The sequence below is a fragment of the Cellulosimicrobium sp. 22598 genome (genome assembly GCF_052044445.1).
Classification (GTDB): Bacteria; Actinomycetota; Actinomycetes; order Actinomycetales; family Cellulomonadaceae; genus Cellulosimicrobium; species Cellulosimicrobium cellulans_G.
Window position 1 is genome coordinate 519726 of record NZ_JBQEMZ010000001.1, and the last position, 15866, is coordinate 535591.

Consider the following 15866-nt stretch of genomic DNA (forward strand, 5'->3'; position numbering starts at 1 on the left):
TCGAACGTGGTGCGACCGCTCAGGCCGAGGCGGCCGAGGCGGACTCGACGGCGCCGGAGAGGTAGCGGTCGTAGCCCTCCTCCTCCAGGCGGTCGGCCAGCTCCGGGCCACCCTCCTCGGCGACCTTGCCGTCGACGAAGACGTGGACGAAGTCCGGCTTGATGTAGCGCAGGATGCGCGTGTAGTGCGTGATGAGCAGGATGCCCGCGTCGGTCGCGCCGTGGACGCGGTTCACGCCCTCGGACACGATGCGCAGCGCGTCGACGTCGAGGCCCGAGTCGGTCTCGTCGAGGACGGCGAACTTCGGCTTGAGGAGCTCCATCTGGAGGATCTCGTGGCGCTTCTTCTCGCCACCCGAGAAGCCCTCGTTGACCGAGCGCTCGGCGAAGGAGTCGTCCATGCGCAGGCGCTCCATGGCGCCCTTGACGTCCTTGACCCAGTGGCGCAGCGCGGGCGCCTCGCCGTCGATGGCCGTCTTCGCGGTGCGCAGGAAGTTCGACACGGAGACGCCGGGGACCTCGACCGGGTACTGCATGGCGAGGAAGAGGCCCGCGCGGGCGCGCTCGTCGACGCTCATCGCGAGGACGTCCTCGCCGTCGAGCGTCACGGTGCCGCCGGTGACCTGGTACTTGGGGTGGCCGGCGATCGAGTAGGCGAGCGTGGACTTGCCCGAGCCGTTCGGGCCCATGATGGCGTGGACCTCGCCGCTGGCGATCGTCAGGTCGACGCCGCGCAGGATCGGCTTCGGCCCTTCCTTGGTGTCGACGCTGACGTGCAGGTCGCGGATCTCGAGAGTGGACATGTGGTTCTTCTCCAAGAGGTTCTGGTGAGCCGTGGGGCGCGCTCGGCGCGCCAGTTCAGGATGTAGGTCAGGTGGGAGCGACGACGCGGTCGACGTCGACGAGCACCTGCTCGCCGTCGACCGTCACCGGGTACACGGGCACGGGCCGCATCGCGGGCAGCGCGGTCGGCATGCCGGTCCGCACGTCGAACTGCGAGCCGTGCAGCCAGCACTCGACGAAGCAGCCCTCGACCTCGCCGTCCGACAGGGACACCGCCCCGTGGGAGCAGATGTCCGAGATCGCGTGCCAGTCGCCGTCGCCGTCACGGATGACCGCGACCTCGACGACGCGCCCGTCCTCGGCCGGGAGCTCGACGCGGAGCGCCTCCTCCGGGCCGAGGTCGGACGTCGTGCAGGCGGGCTGTGCGGTCACGCCGTCGCCTCGGCGAGCTCGGCGCTCCCGTCGATGATCGACATGGACTTGCTCAGCTCGCGCTCGATCGCCTCGAGCAGGCGCTCCTCGACCGACGCGACGCCGATCTCCTGGATGAGCTCCGCGAAGAAGCCGCGGACGACGAGGCGGCGCGCCTCGACCTCCGGGATGCCGCGGGCCTGCAGGTAGAAGAGCTGCTCGTCGTCGAACCGGCCGGTCGCGGACGCGTGACCCGCGCCCTCGATCTCGCCCGTCTCGATCTCGAGGTTCGGCACCGAGTCCGCGCGCGCGCCGTCCGTGAGGACGAGGTTGCGGTTGAGCTCGTACGTGTCGGTGCCCTCGGCCTCGGCCTGGATCAGCACGTCCCCGACCCACACCGCGTGCGCGCCCTCGCCCTGCAGCGCGCCCTTGTACGTCACGCGCGACTTGCAGCGCGGCACGGCGTGGTCGACGAACAGGCGGTGCTCCTGGTGCTGGTCCGCGTCCGCGAAGTAGAGGCCGACCATCTCGACGTCGCCGCCCTCGGCCGTGAACGTCGCGTCCGGGGTGATGCGCACGACGTCGCCGCCGAGCGTCACGACCACGTGCTTGAGCCGCGCGTCGCGCCCGATGCGGGCACGGTGCGACGACGCGTGCACGGCGCCGTCGGCCCAGTCCTGGACCGAGACGACGGTGAGGTGCGCACCGTCCTCGACCACGATCTCGACCGTCTCGTTGAGCGTCGCGGTCCCGACGTGGTCGAGCACGACGACGGCCTCCGAGTGGCGCTCGGCGCGCACGAGCACGTGGCTCGCGGTCGGCGTGGAGCCGTGGCCCTCGACGCGCACGGACGTGACGTCGGAGGCGACGGCCTCCTTCGGCACGGTGACGACCGTCGACTGCTCGAACGCGTTCCACGACGTCACGGCGGTGCGGTCGCCGGGCTTGCCGGCGGTGCCGAGCCGCTCGTCGTCGCGACCGACGATCGCGACCTCGACCTCGGGGGCCTCGACGACCGTGACGCGCACGTCACCGCCGCCGCTCTGCCCGACGAGCTTGTCGTCGAACAGCGGCGCGAGGCGTGCGACGGGCGAGAAGCGCCACTCCTCCTCGCGCCCGGAGGGCACGGGGATGTCGGCGAGGTCGAACGACGTCAGCCGCTCGGCGCGCGAGCCCTGCGGCACCACGCCGTGGGAGTGCGCCCCGTCGGCCTGCGCGCGCGAGTGGTCGGTGGTCAGGCCGGCCTCTTCGGGAATGGTGGTGGTGGTCATATCAGCCGACGGACCCTTCCATCTGCAGCTCGATGAGGCGGTTGAGCTCGAGCGCGTACTCCATGGGCAGCTCGCGCGCGATGGGCTCGACGAACCCGCGCACGATCATGGCCATCGCCTCGGTCTCCTCCATGCCTCGGGACATGAGGTAGAACAGCTGGTCCTCGCTCACCCGCGAGACCGTCGCCTCGTGCCCCATGGACACGTCGTCCTCGCGGACGTCGACGTACGGGTAGGTGTCGGACCGGGAGATCTGGTCGACGAGCAGCGCGTCGCACAGCACGGTCGAGGCCGAGTGCGAGGCGCCCTCGAGGACCTGGACGAGGCCGCGGTAGGACGTGCGGCCACCGCCGCGCGCCACCGACTTCGACACGATGGACGACGACGTGTGCGGCGCCGCGTGGACCATCTTGGCCCCGGCGTCCTGGTGCTGGCCTTCGCCCGCGAACGCGATCGAGAGCGTCTCGCCGCGCGCGTGCTCGCCGAGCAGGTAGATCGCCGGGTACTTCATGGTGACCTTGGAGCCGATGTTGCCGTCGACCCACTCCATCGTCGCGCCCTCGGCCGCGGTCGCCCGCTTGGTCACGAGGTTGTACACGTTGTTCGACCAGTTCTGGATGGTCGTGTACCGCACGCGGGCGTTCTTCTTGACGATGATCTCGACGACCGCGGAGTGCAGCGAGTCGGACGAGTAGATCGGCGCGGTGCAGCCCTCGACGTAGTGCACGTACGAGCCCTCGTCCGCGATGATCAACGTCCGCTCGAACTGGCCCATGTTCTCCGTGTTGATGCGGAAGTAGGCCTGCAGCGGGATCTCGACGTGCACGCCCGGCGGCACGTAGACGAACGACCCGCCCGACCACACGGCCGAGTTGAGCGCCGCGAACTTGTTGTCGCCCGACGGGATGACGGTGCCGAAGTACTCCTGGAAGAGCTCCGGGTGCTCGCGCAGCGCGGTGTCCGTGTCGAGGAAGATGACGCCCTGGCGCTCCAGCTCCTCGTTGATCTGGTGGTAGACCACCTCGGACTCGTACTGCGCGGCGACGCCCGCGACGAGGCGCTGCTTCTCCGCCTCGGGGATGCCGAGCTTGTCGTACGTCTCCTTGATGTCCTCCGGCAGGTCGTCCCACGAGGCGGCCTGCTTCTCCGTGGAGCGCACGAAGTACTTGATGTTGTCGAAGTCGATGCCCGTGAGGTCGGAGCCCCAGCTCGGCATGGGCTTCTTGTCGAAGAGGCGCAGGGCCTTGAGCCGCGTCTTGAGCATCCACTCGGGCTCGTTCTTCAGCGCCGAGATGTTGCGCACGACGTCCTCGGACAGGCCGCGCTGCGCGGCCTCGCCGGCGGCGTCGCTGTCGTGCCAGCCGTAGCCGTAGGCACCGATCGAGGCGATGATCTCGTCGTCGGTCTGCTTCTCACCGGTCGGCTGGGCCGTGCCGGTGGCGTCCTGGGTGGGAGCGCTCATGGTCGTCCTTCCACTGTCCGTCGTTGCGGGCGGGGGCAGTCGGTACAAGGGTTCTTGCGGGGGATGTCGTTCGTGGCCTCGGGGCGGCGGCGCGCCCCTCGGGTCAGGTCTCGCCCGACGTCGGGCGGCCGCGCGCCCGGACGGGGACGTTCGTCGTGCACGCGTGCGCGCCCGTCGCGAGCGTCGAGAGCCGCTGCACGTGCGAGCCGAGCAGCCTGGCGAAGACCTGCGCCTCCGCCTCGCAGAGCTGCGGGAACTCCTCCGCGACGTGCTGCACCGGGCAGTGCCCCTGGCAGAGCTGCACCGCGGACGTGCCGGGGACGGGGCGCACGCTCGCCGCGTACCCGTCGTCCGCGAGCGCCGCCGCGAGCTGGGCGGCCCGGCCCTCGACGTCGTCCGCGTCGAGCCGACCCTCGTAGCGGTCGGCGAGCTCGGCGAGCCGGTCGTGGGCGAACCGCTCGACGGCGTCCGGCCCGGCGACGTCGCGCAGGTACCGCAGCGCCTGCGTCGCGAGGTCGGCGTAGGTGCCGCTGAGCTCGCCCTGTCCGGCCGATGTCGTCACGTACCGCCGCGCGGGGCGGCCGCGCATCCCGGTGGGGTGCCCGGCGTCGTGCACGGCGACGAGGTCGTCCTCCTCGAGGAGGGCGAGGTGGCGCCGGACGGCGGCGGGCGTCAGCCCGAGCGTCGCGGCGAGGTCGGCAGCGCTCACGGGACCGGCGCTCGCGACGAGCTCGAGCACGCGCTCGCGCGTGCGGCGGTCGGCGTCGGTGGCCGGGACGGTGCTGGGCGCCTGCCCGACCGCGGGGGTGGCAGCGCGCAGCGCGTCCGGTCGGACGGGTCCTGCGGCCATGCTCACCTCCCGTGGTGCGTCCCGTGGGCGCGCGTGCGCGTGGCGCGGCCTGTAACGGGGTGACAGATCTGGAACCGATATAGACAACATGGTTGTTCCCTAATTGCCCGAACGCAAGCAAGGCGACCCTCAGACCGCCCCGGAGGCGTCGAGATGTGGCGTACGCGACACCCGTGCGGTCCGGGCCGGGCCCGGGTCCTGAGCGGCAGACCCGCCCCCTACAATCGGCCGGGTGCCCGCCCCCGCCGTGCTCGTGCACGACCTCGTCAAGCGCTACGACGGTCGTGCCGTCGTCGACGGCGTGTCCCTCACCGCCGAGCGCGGCGCGATCACCGCGGTGCTCGGCCCCAACGGCGCCGGCAAGACCACGACCGTCGAGTGCTGCGAGGGCCTGCGCTCCCCCGACGCCGGGCGCGTCGAGGTCCTCGGCCTCGACCCCCTGACCGACGCGCGCGACCTGCGCCCGCGCGTCGGCGTCATGCTCCAGGACGGCGGGCTCCCGACGGGCGTGCGCGCCCTGGAGATGCTGCGGCACGTCGCCTCGATGTACGCGCGGCCGCGCGACGTCGGCGAGCTCACCGAGCGCCTGGGGCTGGAGAGCTTCGCGCGCACGACCGTGCGACGGCTGTCCGGCGGGCAGCGGCAGCGCCTCGCGCTCGCCGCGGCGATCGTCGGGCGCCCGGAGGTCGTCTTCCTCGACGAGCCGAGCGCGGGCATGGACCCGCAGAGCCGGCACGCCGTGTGGGAGCTCGTGCGCGAGCTGCGCGCGGAGGGCGTCGGCATCGTCCTCACGACGCACCTCATGGACGAGGCGGAGGACCTGGCCGACCACGTGTACGTCGTCGACCACGGCAAGGTCATCGCCGCGGGCGCGACGCGCGACCTGCTCGAGACCGGGGCCGACGGCGAGGCGGACCGCACCGTGCGCTTCGAGGCCACCCCCGGGCTCGGCCTCGCCGGCCTGAGCGAGGCCCTCGCCGGGGCGGGTCTGCCCGACGGCGCGGGCGCACCCGCCGCGTGGAGCGTCGCCGAGCCGCAGCCCGGCTCGTACACCCTCACCGGGCCCGCCGACCCCGCGACGCTCGTGGCGCTGACGACGTGGCTCGCCGCGCGCGGCGTCCTCGCCTCGCGCGTCACCGTGGGCCGCCGCACGCTCGAGGACGTGTTCCTCGACCTCACGGGACGGCACCTGCGATGAGCGCGACCCCGAAGACCACGTCGGAGACCCAGGACCCGAGCCAGACCCCGAGCACGGAGCTCGCCGCTCCCGCGTGGCGCCGCGTCGTCGCCCAGACGGCGTTCGAGACGCGCATGATCCTGCGCAACGGCGAGCAGCTCCTCGTGACGATCATCCTGCCCGTCATGCTCCTGCTCGGGCTGGTGCTCACGTCGTTCGTCGACCTCGACACGGGCGGCGCGACGCGCGTCGACTTCGTGACGCCCGGCGTCCTCGCGCTCGCCGTGATGTCGACGGCGTTCACGTCGCAGGCCATCGCGACCGCGTTCGACCGCCGCAACGGCGTGCTGCGCCTCATGTCGACCACGCCGCTGGGCCGCGGCGGCCTGCTCGCCGGGAAGGTGCTCGGCGTCCTCGCCGTCGAGGTCGTACAGGTCGTGGTCATCACGGCCGTCGCGCTCGCGCTCGGCTGGCAGCCCGACCCCGCCGGGATCCCCGCGGCCCTGCTCGCCGTGCTGCTCGGGACGGCGGCGTTCACGTCGCTCGCGATGCTGCTCGCCGGGACGCTGCGCGCCGAGGGCGTGCTCGCCGTCGCGAACCTCGTGCTCGTGCTGCTCACCGTCGGCGGTGGCGTCCTCGTCCCGGCCGACCAGCTCCCCGGCCCGCTCGAGCACGTCGCGCTCCTGCTGCCGTCCGGGGCGCTGGGCGAGGCGATGCGCGGCGCGCTGCTCGACGGCGCCGTGCCGCCCTTCTCCGTCGTCGTGCTGCTCGGCTGGACCGCGGCGCTCGGCTGGGGCGCGGGCAAGCTCTTCCGCTGGACCTGAGGTCCGGGCGCATCTCACACGCGCTGGGTTCCGGGGCTGCACGGTCGTCCCGATACCGTGGGACCGTGAGCACCCCGCCCCCCGCGCTCGACCCCGCTCCCGCCGACAGCCCCGCAGGCGCCGCCGGTGGCGGCGCCGCACGACCGGACCGGCTCGCGCCGCTGCGCCGCTGGACCCGGCCGGTGCTCGTCGCGAACCTCGTGGCGCAGATCGGCATCATCGTGACGGGCGGCGCCGTGCGACTCACGGGTTCGGGGCTCGGGTGCTCGACCTGGCCGCAGTGCGAGCCGGGCCAGTTCGCCGCGAAGTTCCACCCCGAGACGACGTACCACCAGTTCGTGGAGTACGGGAACCGCACGCTCACCGGGGTGCTGAGCGTCATCGCGATCGCCGCGCTGGTCCTCGTGTGGACCGACCGGTCCCGCGTCCTGTCCTACCGGCTCCTCGGTGCCGTCCCCCTCCTCGGCGTCGCCGCGCAGGCCGTCATCGGCGGCGTGATCGTCCTGCTCCACCTGCACCCGGGCTGGGTGTCGCTGCACTTCGTCGTCTCGGCCGCGCTCGTCTCCGTCTCGCTGCTCCTCCTGCACCGGTCCGGGGAGGGCGACGGGCCGCCCGTCCCGACGGTCGCCCCGCGCTCGCGCACGCTCGCCTGGACCCTGTACGGGCTGACGGCGCTGGTCGTCGTCCTCGGCGTCGTCGTCACGGGGGCGGGCCCGCACAGCGGCGACGAGGAGGTCGGGTACCGCCTCGCCGTCGACCCCGCGCTCATGAGCAAGATCCACGCGTGGGCCGTGTGGGTGTTCGTCGCCGTCCTCGTCGCCTACCTCGTGAGCGTCCGTCGCGGCCCCGAGCAGGTGCGCCGCGCGGCCTGGATCCTGCTCGCCATCACGCTGGGGCAGGGCCTGATCGGATACGTGCAGTACTTCACGGGCCTGCCGGCGCTCCTCGTCGGCCTGCACATGCTCGGCTCGGCGCTCCTCGTCGCCGGCTCGACGCGCGTCGTCCTCACGACGCGCACCCGCGCCTGAGCGGCCGGTGGCCCGGGCCTGACCGGCCCGGGCCACCGCTGGGTCAGCGCCGGTCGGCGCCGGTCAGCGCCAGAGCGCGGCGACGTGCTCCGCGAGCGCGGTGCCCCGCTCGTACCCGGCCTCGGCCGCGGCCGGCCGGAGCGACAGGTCCATTGCCTGCGGGCCGAACAGGTGGTCGGCCGCGGGCCCCGGGACGATCACCTCGACCTCGCTCCCCCGTTCCCGCAGCTCGTCGACCTGGGCCGAGAGCTGGAGGCCCCAGTCCAGCGGCGCCCGCGTCCTGCCCCCGAACGGCGACAGCACGAGCACCCGCCGGTGCCCGACCGCCAGGTCCGCGTTCTCGTTGCGGCGGTAGCCGCCGTCGAGGTACTGCCGCTCCCCGATCCGGTAGGCGAACCCGCTCGCGCAGCTCGCCGCGACGGCATCGACGAGGTCGACGCCGCTGTGCCGGTCGAAGACGGCGGGCTCGCCGGTCCGCGCGTCGACCGCCGTGAGCAGCACCGACCGGCCGGGCCAGGACGGGTCGGGCAGGCGCGCACCGACGGTCGCCCGCCACCGCGACCGGGCCGCCCCGTCCGACGCCCCGGGCAACGCGAGCGCTGCAGCCCCGAGCCTGCGGCGCATGTCGGCCGCGTCCTGGGCACCGGCGATGATCGCGGCCGTCCGCGCCATCTGGTCCGCCGCCTGCCGCGTGCGGTCCCCGCCCGCGTCCGGGCCGCCCGGCCCCGCGGGCGGGCGCGTCGGAGCGACCAGCGCGGCGGCGTACAGCTCCGCGGGCGTCGCACCGGCGAGCTGCGCCGCCGTCGTCGAACCGGCCGACGTCCCGACGGTCAGGTCGGCCGTCGTGGACACGTCCAGCCCGGCGTCGGCCAGACCGGCGACGACGCCGATCAGCCACGCGTTGCCGGTGGACCCGCCGCCCCCGAGCACGAGGGCGCGCTCACCCGTCGTCGGGACCGGATCGGACGGCTGGAGGTCAGGTACCGGGAGGCCTACGGCAGAGGTACCCGGTGCAGAAGAAGGTGTGGTGGTGTTCATGGGAGTCGCCTCTCGCGATGATGCGGCGAGCGCTCCCGACGACGACTACGGCCGTCGCGCGATCGTGGGCAGCGAGGGAGCGCCCGGTACGGACACAGCGTTCACGGGACTCACCCCCTCGGCTCGGTTCACGATCGGCCCCGACGCTAGCACGCCAGCCCGCCCCGGCACACGGCCTTTGCCGCCGTCGGGAGGACGTTCACCGGGCGGGTCTCAGGCCCGCGCGGCACGAACCGCACCTGCCGAAAGAGAGCCGTCGTCGCACGGGGTAGAGCCGTGGTGGACCGGGGTAGAGCCGTGTCTGCAGATGGAGGGCCGTGGTCTGCCGAGGAAGAGCCCAGGCCGTGCCCGACGAGTCGGTCGCCCCGACGGTCGGGCCCACCCGTGGGCCAGCACGGCACAGGCGGGCCGACACCGCGGGCAGTCGCCCGAGGTAGCGGAGACCAGGGCGAGACGACGCCGGGCGGGGTGGGTGGTGGTGCCGCGTCGTGGCGGGCCTGGCGGGAGCCGCGAGGAACGAGCGGCGGATGGTAGACGCGGCACCACCACCCACCCCGCCCACCCAGGGCAACCACACGCCGTCGGGCACGGTGACCACGCCTCTACCTCGGCCGACCACGGCTCTACTTCGGCAGGTGCGAGCGTGACAGCGGCGTGACAGCGGGTGGTGCTCCGCTGACAGCGCGGTGCGAGGGCGCGCGTCGAGCCTGGGTGGTGAACCCACCGACCAGGAGGACACATGACCACCCCCGCGATCGAGGCCCACGGCCTCGTGAAGGTCTTCGGCGAGAACCGCGCCGTCGACGGCGTGGACCTCACCGTGCGCACCGGCACCGTCTACGGGGTCCTCGGGCCCAACGGTGCCGGGAAGACCACGACCATCAGCATGCTCGCGACGCTCCTGCGCCCGGACGCGGGCACCGCCCGGGTGTTCGGGCACGACGTCGTCGCGCACCCGCACAAGGTGCGCCAGCTCATCGGCGTGACGGGCCAGTACGCCTCGGTCGACGAGACGCTCAGCGCGACGGAGAACCTCGTGATCTTCGCGCGGCTCCTCGGGCTGTCACGCACGCAGGCCCGGCGCAAGGCGGTCGAGCTGCTGGAGGCGTTCGGCCTCACGGACGCGGCGTCCCGCCCGTTGAAGAACTTCTCGGGCGGCATGCGCCGCCGTCTGGACCTCGCGGCGAGCCTCATCGCGCAGCCGCCGCTCATCTTCCTCGACGAGCCGACGACGGGTCTGGACCCGCGCACGCGGGCCCAGATGTGGTCGACGATCCGTGACCTCGTCGCGAGCGGGTCGACCGTGCTGCTCACGACGCAGTACCTGGACGAGGCGGACCAGCTCGCGGACCGGATCGCGGTGATCGACCGTGGGCGTGTGGTGGCCGAGGGCACCGCGGACGACCTCAAGGACGCCGTCGGCGACCAGTCGCTGCAACTCGCCCTGGTCCACGCCGCCGACGTGGCGCCCGCGCTCGAGATCGTCGAGCGCACGCTGGGCCTCGCCGCGACGGTCTCCCCCGAGGCGCGGCGGCTCACCGTGCCCGTCTCCGGGCCGGACGTCGTGACGGACCTCCTCGTGCGCCTGCGCGAGGCCCGCATCGAGGTCGGCTCGCTGAGCATGGACAAGCCGAGCCTCGACGAGGTGTTCCTCACCCTCACGGGGCACGGCGCCGAGCAGCCCGACGCGGCCGCCGGCGACGGCGCGCCCGGATCCACGGGCAACACCCCGGGCGCGCGCGAGGACCGCGCGGCCGCGACGCGAGAGGCGGCGCTGCGATGACCACCACGACCACGACCTCCGGCCCGACCGGCGCGGCGGTCGCGACCCGGCCCCGCATCCAGGCCGGTGCCGACCGCGCGCTGTCCGACCGCACGTCGCTGCGCGCCACCGCCGACCACACGCTGACCATGGCGTACCGCGGTCTGCTGAAGATCAAGCGCACGCCCGAGCAGCTCTTCGACGTGACGCTGCAGCCGATCCTCTTCACGCTGATGTTCACGTACATCTTCGGCGGGGCGATCGCGGGCGACGTCACGAGCTACCTGCCGATCATCATCCCGGGCATCCTCGTGCAAACGGTCATCACCACGTCGGTCGTCACGGGCACGCAGCTGCGCGAGGACATGGACAAGGGCGTGTTCGACCGCTTCCGGTCGCTGCCCATCGCGCGCATCGCGCCCCTGTCGGGTGCGCTCCTCGCGGACACGGTCCGCTACCTCATCGCGACCACCCTCACGTTCGCGATGGGCTACCTCATGGGCTACCGGCCGGGCGGCGGGCTCGGTGCGGTCGTGCTCGCGGGCGTGCTGGTCATCGTGTGCTCGTGGGCCGTGAGCTGGATCTTCGCGTTCTTCGGCGTCGTCGCGCGGACGGCGTCGAGCGTGCAGGGCATCTCGATGATCGTGCTCTTCCCGCTGACGTTCCTCTCGAACGCGTTCGTCCAGCCGGAGACGATGCCGGGCTGGCTCCAGGGCTTCGTCACCGTCAACCCGGTGTCGCACCTCGTCACCGCGGTCCGGGAGCTGGCGAACACCGGGACGCTCGGCTCCGACGCGGCGATCTCGCTCGTCGGTGCGGCGGTCATCGTCGCGGTCTTCGCGCCGCTCACCGTGCGTGCGTACATGCGCAAGGCCTGACGGGCCCCGGCGCCCGACGGTGGTTTCCCGCAGGCGGGGCCGGCACCCGAGCAGGTGCCGGCCCCCCGCCGTCAGGCGTCGTGGGAGCGGTCCCCGCCGGCGTCGCCCTCGAGCTCGGCCTCGGCCTCGTCGAGGAGCGCGAAGCCCCGGCGCGCGAGCTCGCCCCGGTCCAGGTCACGAGCCTCGGCCCGTGCGCGCTCCGCGACCGCGGCACCGGCGACGTCGGTCACCCGCGCCCAGGCGTTCTCGTGCCGCAGCGACGGTTGGTCCTGGCGCGAGCCCATCCGTTCGGCGAGCGCGACGAGGAGGGCCCCGCGTGCCGCGCCCGCGTCCGGCGTGCCCTCCGCACCGGGTACGGAGGCGACGCCGAGCGCGAGGAACGACGTCCCGACGACCGGGTAGTCCACGAAGTGCGGCCGCGCCCGGTGCATCCCGAGCACGAGCGACCGGAGCTCGTGGGCGACGGTCGGGACCAGCGCGGACCTGGCCGCCGCGAGGCGCACGAGCCACGACGAGACGAGCAGGACGTACCAGGGCGACCAGCGCGCCTCGTCGTCGAACGAGGCGGCGGCCTCGCCGTAGAGCGCGAGGGCCGCGTCGTCGTCACCGTGCATCGCCGCGACCTCCGCCCGGCCCATGGCGACGACGGACCGCGTGTCGGGCGGGACGTCCGTGCCGCCCACCGTGCCGTCGAGCGCCGCGAGCATCCGCTCGGCGCGCTCCGTCTCGCCGAGCGTCACCGCGGCCGACATCTCCACCCAGTCGAGCTGCTGCAACGTCGCCGTCGCGCCCAGCGCGCGCAGGTGGTCGCGCGCCGCCTCGGCCCAGCGTCCGACGTCCTCCGCGTCGCCCGCCTCGCTCGCGCACGAGGCGAGGAACATCGCCGTCGTCGCGCGCGCCGCGACGTCGCATCGGGCGACCGCGCGCTCGTGCGCGAGCGCGCCCCACAAGCGCGCCTCGGCGAGGCGCCCCTCGTTCTCCGCCATCTGTGCCGTCGTGAACTCGGCCAGCATCGCGACGAACGCGTCGTCGTCCGCCCGCAGGCTCGCGAGCGTCGCCTCCATCTCCTCGGTGCTGCGCACCGTCAGGAGCCGCGCGAACGCCCGGGTGCGTCGCCCGACGTCGGGCCAGCGCAGGAGGCGGCGCAGCCTCCCCAGCGCCCGGGCGGTGAGCTCGGGGCGCGCGAACGCCCCGGCGCCGGCGACCGCGGCGAGCGCGAGCGCCGCGGGCTGGACGTCCTCGGGCGGGACGGCCCAGCCCACGACGGAGTCGAGCACGACCTCCACGAGCCCGGCGGCCTGGTCCTCGATGCCGAGGAGGAGCCAGGACCCCATGAGCGCCGCGAACACCCGCACGACGACGTCGGGTCGCCCGTCCTGGACGGCCTCGCGGAGCGCGAAGAGGAGGTTCTCCTGCTCGCGCCGCAGGTCGGTCGCGGCGGCGGCCTGGTCGCCCCCGACGAGCGCGTCCGCGCAGCGGTCCGCGAGCGCGGCGGCCCAGCGCTGCACGGCCTCGCGCGCCGTGGCCGTGGTGCCCGCGTCCTGGAGCCGCAGGGCGCCGAACTCCCGCACGGTCTCGAGCATCCGGTAGCGCACTACCCCGTCGTCCTCGGTGACCCGCAGGAGGGACTGGGCGACGAGCCCGTCGAGCGCGTCCAGGATCCCCCACGCCGGCGCGCCGAGCACCGCTCCCGAGGACGGGCCACCGGCCACGGCCTGCGCCGCCTCGGCCGAGAACCCGTCGGGGAACACGGCCGCACGGCACAGCAGGTCCTGCTCGGTCTCCGCAAGCAGGTTCCAGCTCCACTCGATCACGGCCTCGAGCGTGCGGTGCCGGTCGGGGGCGAGCCGGTCGCCGGAACGCAGCAGCGCGAAACGCTCGTCGAGGTGCCGCTCGACGTCCTCGACGCTCATGGTGCGCACGCGGGCCGCGGCGAGCTCGATCGCGAGCGGGAGACCGTCGAGCCGGTCGCACAACCGGGCGACGACGTCAGGGGGCAGGCTCGCGCCGGGCCGGACGGCGCGCGCACGCTCGACGAAGAGACGCACGGCAGGCCCGGCCCCACCGTCCGCTCCCAGGGCGTCGAGGGGGTACACGTGCTCGGCCGGGAGCCGCAGGGGCGACCGGCTCGTCGTGAGGACGGCCAGGTGCGGTGCGGCGCCGAGCAGGTCGGCGGTCCAGCGCGCCGCGCCGTCGAGCACGTGCTCGCAGTTGTCCAGGACGAGCAGGACGTCGCGCCCCCGCACGCGCTCGAGCACCTGCTCGCGCAGCTCCGGCGCCGCCAGGCGGTCGGCGAGCCGCCCCGTGCGCGCGGGTGGCGAGATCCCCAGCCCGTCCGCGAGAGCCACGACGACGTCCTCGTCGGACCGCACGCCCGCGAGCTCGACGACGACCACGAGGTCGGCGGACCCGGTCGCGGCGGCGCGACGCGCGACCTCCTGCGCGAGGCGCGTCTTGCCGAGCCCGCCCGGACCGAGCACCGTGACGAGCCGCGACCGGGCGAGCGTGTCCCACACGCGGTCGACGTCCTCGTCCCGGCCGACGAGCGCGTCGGGCGCCACGCGCACGCCACGCACCTGCGTGACGCGGGCGCCCGGGGCCCTGCCGGGCACCGGGGCCGCGGCGTCAGGGCCGCCGGACGGTGCCGCGGCAGACGACGGCGCCGGGGCGCCCGCACCGGACGGAGGGTCGAGCAGGGCGGCGGCGAGCCGCTGGAGGTCCGGGGCCGGGTCCGTGCCGAGCTCGCGGACGAGCGCGTGGCGGACGCGCGCGTACGCGGCGAGCGCCTCGCGCTTCCGGCCCGACGCCGCGAGGACCGTCATGAGGTCGCGCGCGGCGTCCTCGTCGGTCTCGTCGCGGTCGAGCGCCGCCGTCGCGAGCGCGACGACGGTCTCCTGGTCCCCGGCGGCGGCCGCGGCCGACCGCAGCGCGGCCGTCAGCCCGTCGTGCAGCCGCGCCGCCTCCACGCGCAGCGCGTGCCCGACGGGTCCGGGCACGTCGGCGCCCGGCTCCTCGTCGTGCCACAGCGCGAGCGCGGCCCGCAGGTCGGCGACGGTCGCCGCATCCCCCGCGTCCCCCGCGGCCCGGCGCGCGGTGCCGGGACGCGTCCCGGTCCGGGCGTCCGCGAGCGCGCGACGGGCGTGGTCCAGGTCGCTCGGCACCCCGAGGGCGTAGCCGCCCGCGCGCGAGAGGACGGTCCCGGGCGCGGCGTCCCGCCGGAGCCGGGAGACGAGGCTCTGGAGCGCGGCGCGCGGGTCCTGCGGCGCGTCGGGCCCCCACAGGTCCTCGACGAGCGTCGTCACGCCCAGCGCCCGACCACCCGCGAGCGCGAGCGCGGCGACGAGCGCGGACGCCCGCGACCCGCGCGGGACGACGGACGCGCCGTCCGCTCCCGGGACCCGTACCGGTCCGAGGACGCGGACGCGCGCGTCCCCCGGTGGGGTCGGGGTGTCGGGTGCGGGCACGTCGTCAGAGCCTAGTCCTCGGCACCGACGACGGCGGCGGCGTCCCCGGCGGCGGGCGGGAACGTCAACGGCGTCCATCCGAGCGGCAGGAGGCCGGGGACGTGCGCCCGGGCGCGGTCCGCCGCGTCCGACCAGCCCTGGGCGACGGGGACGCCCGGCTCGCCCACGGCGCCCCGCGCGACCCGCAGCCCGACGTCCTCGATCCGCGCGTCGGGCGCGCTGCCGCGGCGCACCCCCGCGCGCACGCTCCACGGCCGGTCCGCCCAGCCACCGCCGCGCAGGCTCCGGTACTCGCCGTAGCGCGCCGTGTCGGCGTAGTCCCAGCACCACTCCCAGACGTTGCCGAGCACGTCGTGCAGACCGAACGCGTTCGGGAGCCGCGTGGCGACGGGCCGAGGACCGTCGGCGTCGTCGTCCGCGGTCCAGGCGACGTCACCGATCGGACCGTAGCGCGGACCGGACGTCCCGCCGCGGCACGCGTGCTCCCACTCGGCCTCGGTCGGGAGCCGGTAGCCCGCCGACCGCACGTCCCAGCGCACGTCCCGACCCTCGACCCGGTACGCGGGGTCCAGGCCCGCCACCCGGGAGGCCGCGTTGCACCAGAGCACCGCCTCGAACCACGTCACCCCGTGCACGGGGACGTCGTCCGGCTCCCCGGACGTGCGGTCCTGCTCCTCCGCCGTGGAGCGTGGGCGCCCGTCGGCCGACGGCCCGCGTCGAGGCCGGAGCGGGTCGGCGGCGAGCACGGCCCGGTGCTGGCCGACGGTCACGGGGGTGCGAGCGACGTGGAACGGTTCCAGGACGACGGGTCGTGACTCCCGGGTGCGCGCGTCGACGACGTCGATCCGGCCGCCCGGGACCGGGACGAGGTCGGGAAGAGGAGAGCCCACGCCCCAGGACGCTACCGGAACCGGTGCGG

General features: G+C 74.6%; 13 protein-coding genes. 5 read left to right on the plus strand and 8 right to left on the minus strand.

The features are described from left to right. Window positions 1-19 precede the first annotated feature (19 nt). From sufC to ACTJIY_RS02430, 5 genes are all read right to left on the minus strand, one after another. Window positions 20-802: a Fe-S cluster assembly ATPase SufC gene (gene sufC / locus ACTJIY_RS02410; RefSeq protein WP_253049016.1), complete on the minus strand. Its 783-nt coding sequence runs from the start codon at window positions 800-802 to the stop codon at window positions 20-22. 67 nt (window positions 803-869) lie between these two features. Then, a complete protein-coding gene (locus tag ACTJIY_RS02415; protein WP_047234320.1) occupies window positions 870-1214 on the minus strand; it encodes a non-heme iron oxygenase ferredoxin subunit in 345 nt (114 codons plus the stop codon). Next, on the minus strand, window positions 1211-2464 hold the full coding sequence (gene sufD / locus ACTJIY_RS02420; RefSeq protein WP_253049013.1) for a Fe-S cluster assembly protein SufD: 1254 nt from the start codon (window positions 2462-2464) through the stop codon (window positions 1211-1213). The genes ACTJIY_RS02415 and sufD overlap by 4 nt, the downstream gene beginning before the upstream one ends. A gap of 1 nt (window position 2465) precedes the next feature. Continuing rightward, window positions 2466-3926: a Fe-S cluster assembly protein SufB gene (gene sufB / locus ACTJIY_RS02425; protein WP_047234318.1), complete on the minus strand. Its 1461-nt coding sequence runs from the start codon at window positions 3924-3926 to the stop codon at window positions 2466-2468. Window positions 3927-4029: 103 nt separating this feature from the next. After that, the gene (locus ACTJIY_RS02430) at window positions 4030-4776 is read right to left on the minus strand and encodes a helix-turn-helix transcriptional regulator (protein ID WP_253049010.1); all 747 of its coding nucleotides are present in this window, start codon (window positions 4774-4776) and stop codon (window positions 4030-4032) included. Window positions 4777-5008: 232 nt separating this feature from the next. On the opposite strand from ACTJIY_RS02430, the gene ACTJIY_RS02435 reads away from it, so the two are divergent. The 3 genes from ACTJIY_RS02435 (at window position 5009) to ACTJIY_RS02445 (ending at window position 7805) form a co-directional block, all read left to right on the plus strand. Next, window positions 5009-5974, plus strand: coding sequence for an ABC transporter ATP-binding protein (locus tag ACTJIY_RS02435; RefSeq protein WP_440672940.1), 966 nt, complete (start codon window positions 5009-5011; stop codon window positions 5972-5974). After that, a complete protein-coding gene (locus ACTJIY_RS02440; protein ID WP_440672939.1) occupies window positions 5971-6777 on the plus strand; it encodes an ABC transporter permease in 807 nt (268 codons plus the stop codon). The genes ACTJIY_RS02435 and ACTJIY_RS02440 overlap by 4 nt, the downstream gene beginning before the upstream one ends. 65 nt (window positions 6778-6842) lie before the next feature. After that, a complete protein-coding gene (locus ACTJIY_RS02445) occupies window positions 6843-7805 on the plus strand; it encodes a COX15/CtaA family protein (protein WP_440672938.1) in 963 nt (320 codons plus the stop codon). Between the two features lie 63 nt (window positions 7806-7868). Here ACTJIY_RS02445 and ACTJIY_RS02450 read toward each other — a convergent pair whose 3' ends face one another. After that, window positions 7869-8843, minus strand: coding sequence for a patatin-like phospholipase family protein (locus tag ACTJIY_RS02450; protein WP_440672937.1), 975 nt, complete (start codon window positions 8841-8843; stop codon window positions 7869-7871). A 739-nt stretch (window positions 8844-9582) separates the two neighbouring features. Here ACTJIY_RS02450 and ACTJIY_RS02455 point away from each other — a divergent pair. Together ACTJIY_RS02455 and ACTJIY_RS02460 are read left to right on the plus strand one after the other, a co-directional pair. Then, on the plus strand, window positions 9583-10626 hold the full coding sequence (locus ACTJIY_RS02455; RefSeq protein ID WP_440672935.1) for an ATP-binding cassette domain-containing protein: 1044 nt from the start codon (window positions 9583-9585) through the stop codon (window positions 10624-10626). Further along, on the plus strand, window positions 10623-11483 hold the full coding sequence (locus tag ACTJIY_RS02460; RefSeq protein ID WP_440672934.1) for an ABC transporter permease: 861 nt from the start codon (window positions 10623-10625) through the stop codon (window positions 11481-11483). The genes ACTJIY_RS02455 and ACTJIY_RS02460 overlap by 4 nt, the downstream gene beginning before the upstream one ends. Window positions 11484-11554: 71 nt before the next feature. Here ACTJIY_RS02460 and ACTJIY_RS02465 read toward each other — a convergent pair whose 3' ends face one another. Continuing rightward, on the minus strand, window positions 11555-14947 hold the full coding sequence (locus ACTJIY_RS02465) for an AfsR/SARP family transcriptional regulator (RefSeq protein ID WP_440672933.1): 3393 nt from the start codon (window positions 14945-14947) through the stop codon (window positions 11555-11557). 11 nt (window positions 14948-14958) lie between these two features. Next, window positions 14959-15837, minus strand: a complete 879-nt coding sequence (locus ACTJIY_RS02470; protein WP_440672932.1) for a formylglycine-generating enzyme family protein — start codon at window positions 15835-15837, stop codon at window positions 14959-14961. Window positions 15838-15866: the final 29 nt, after the last annotated feature.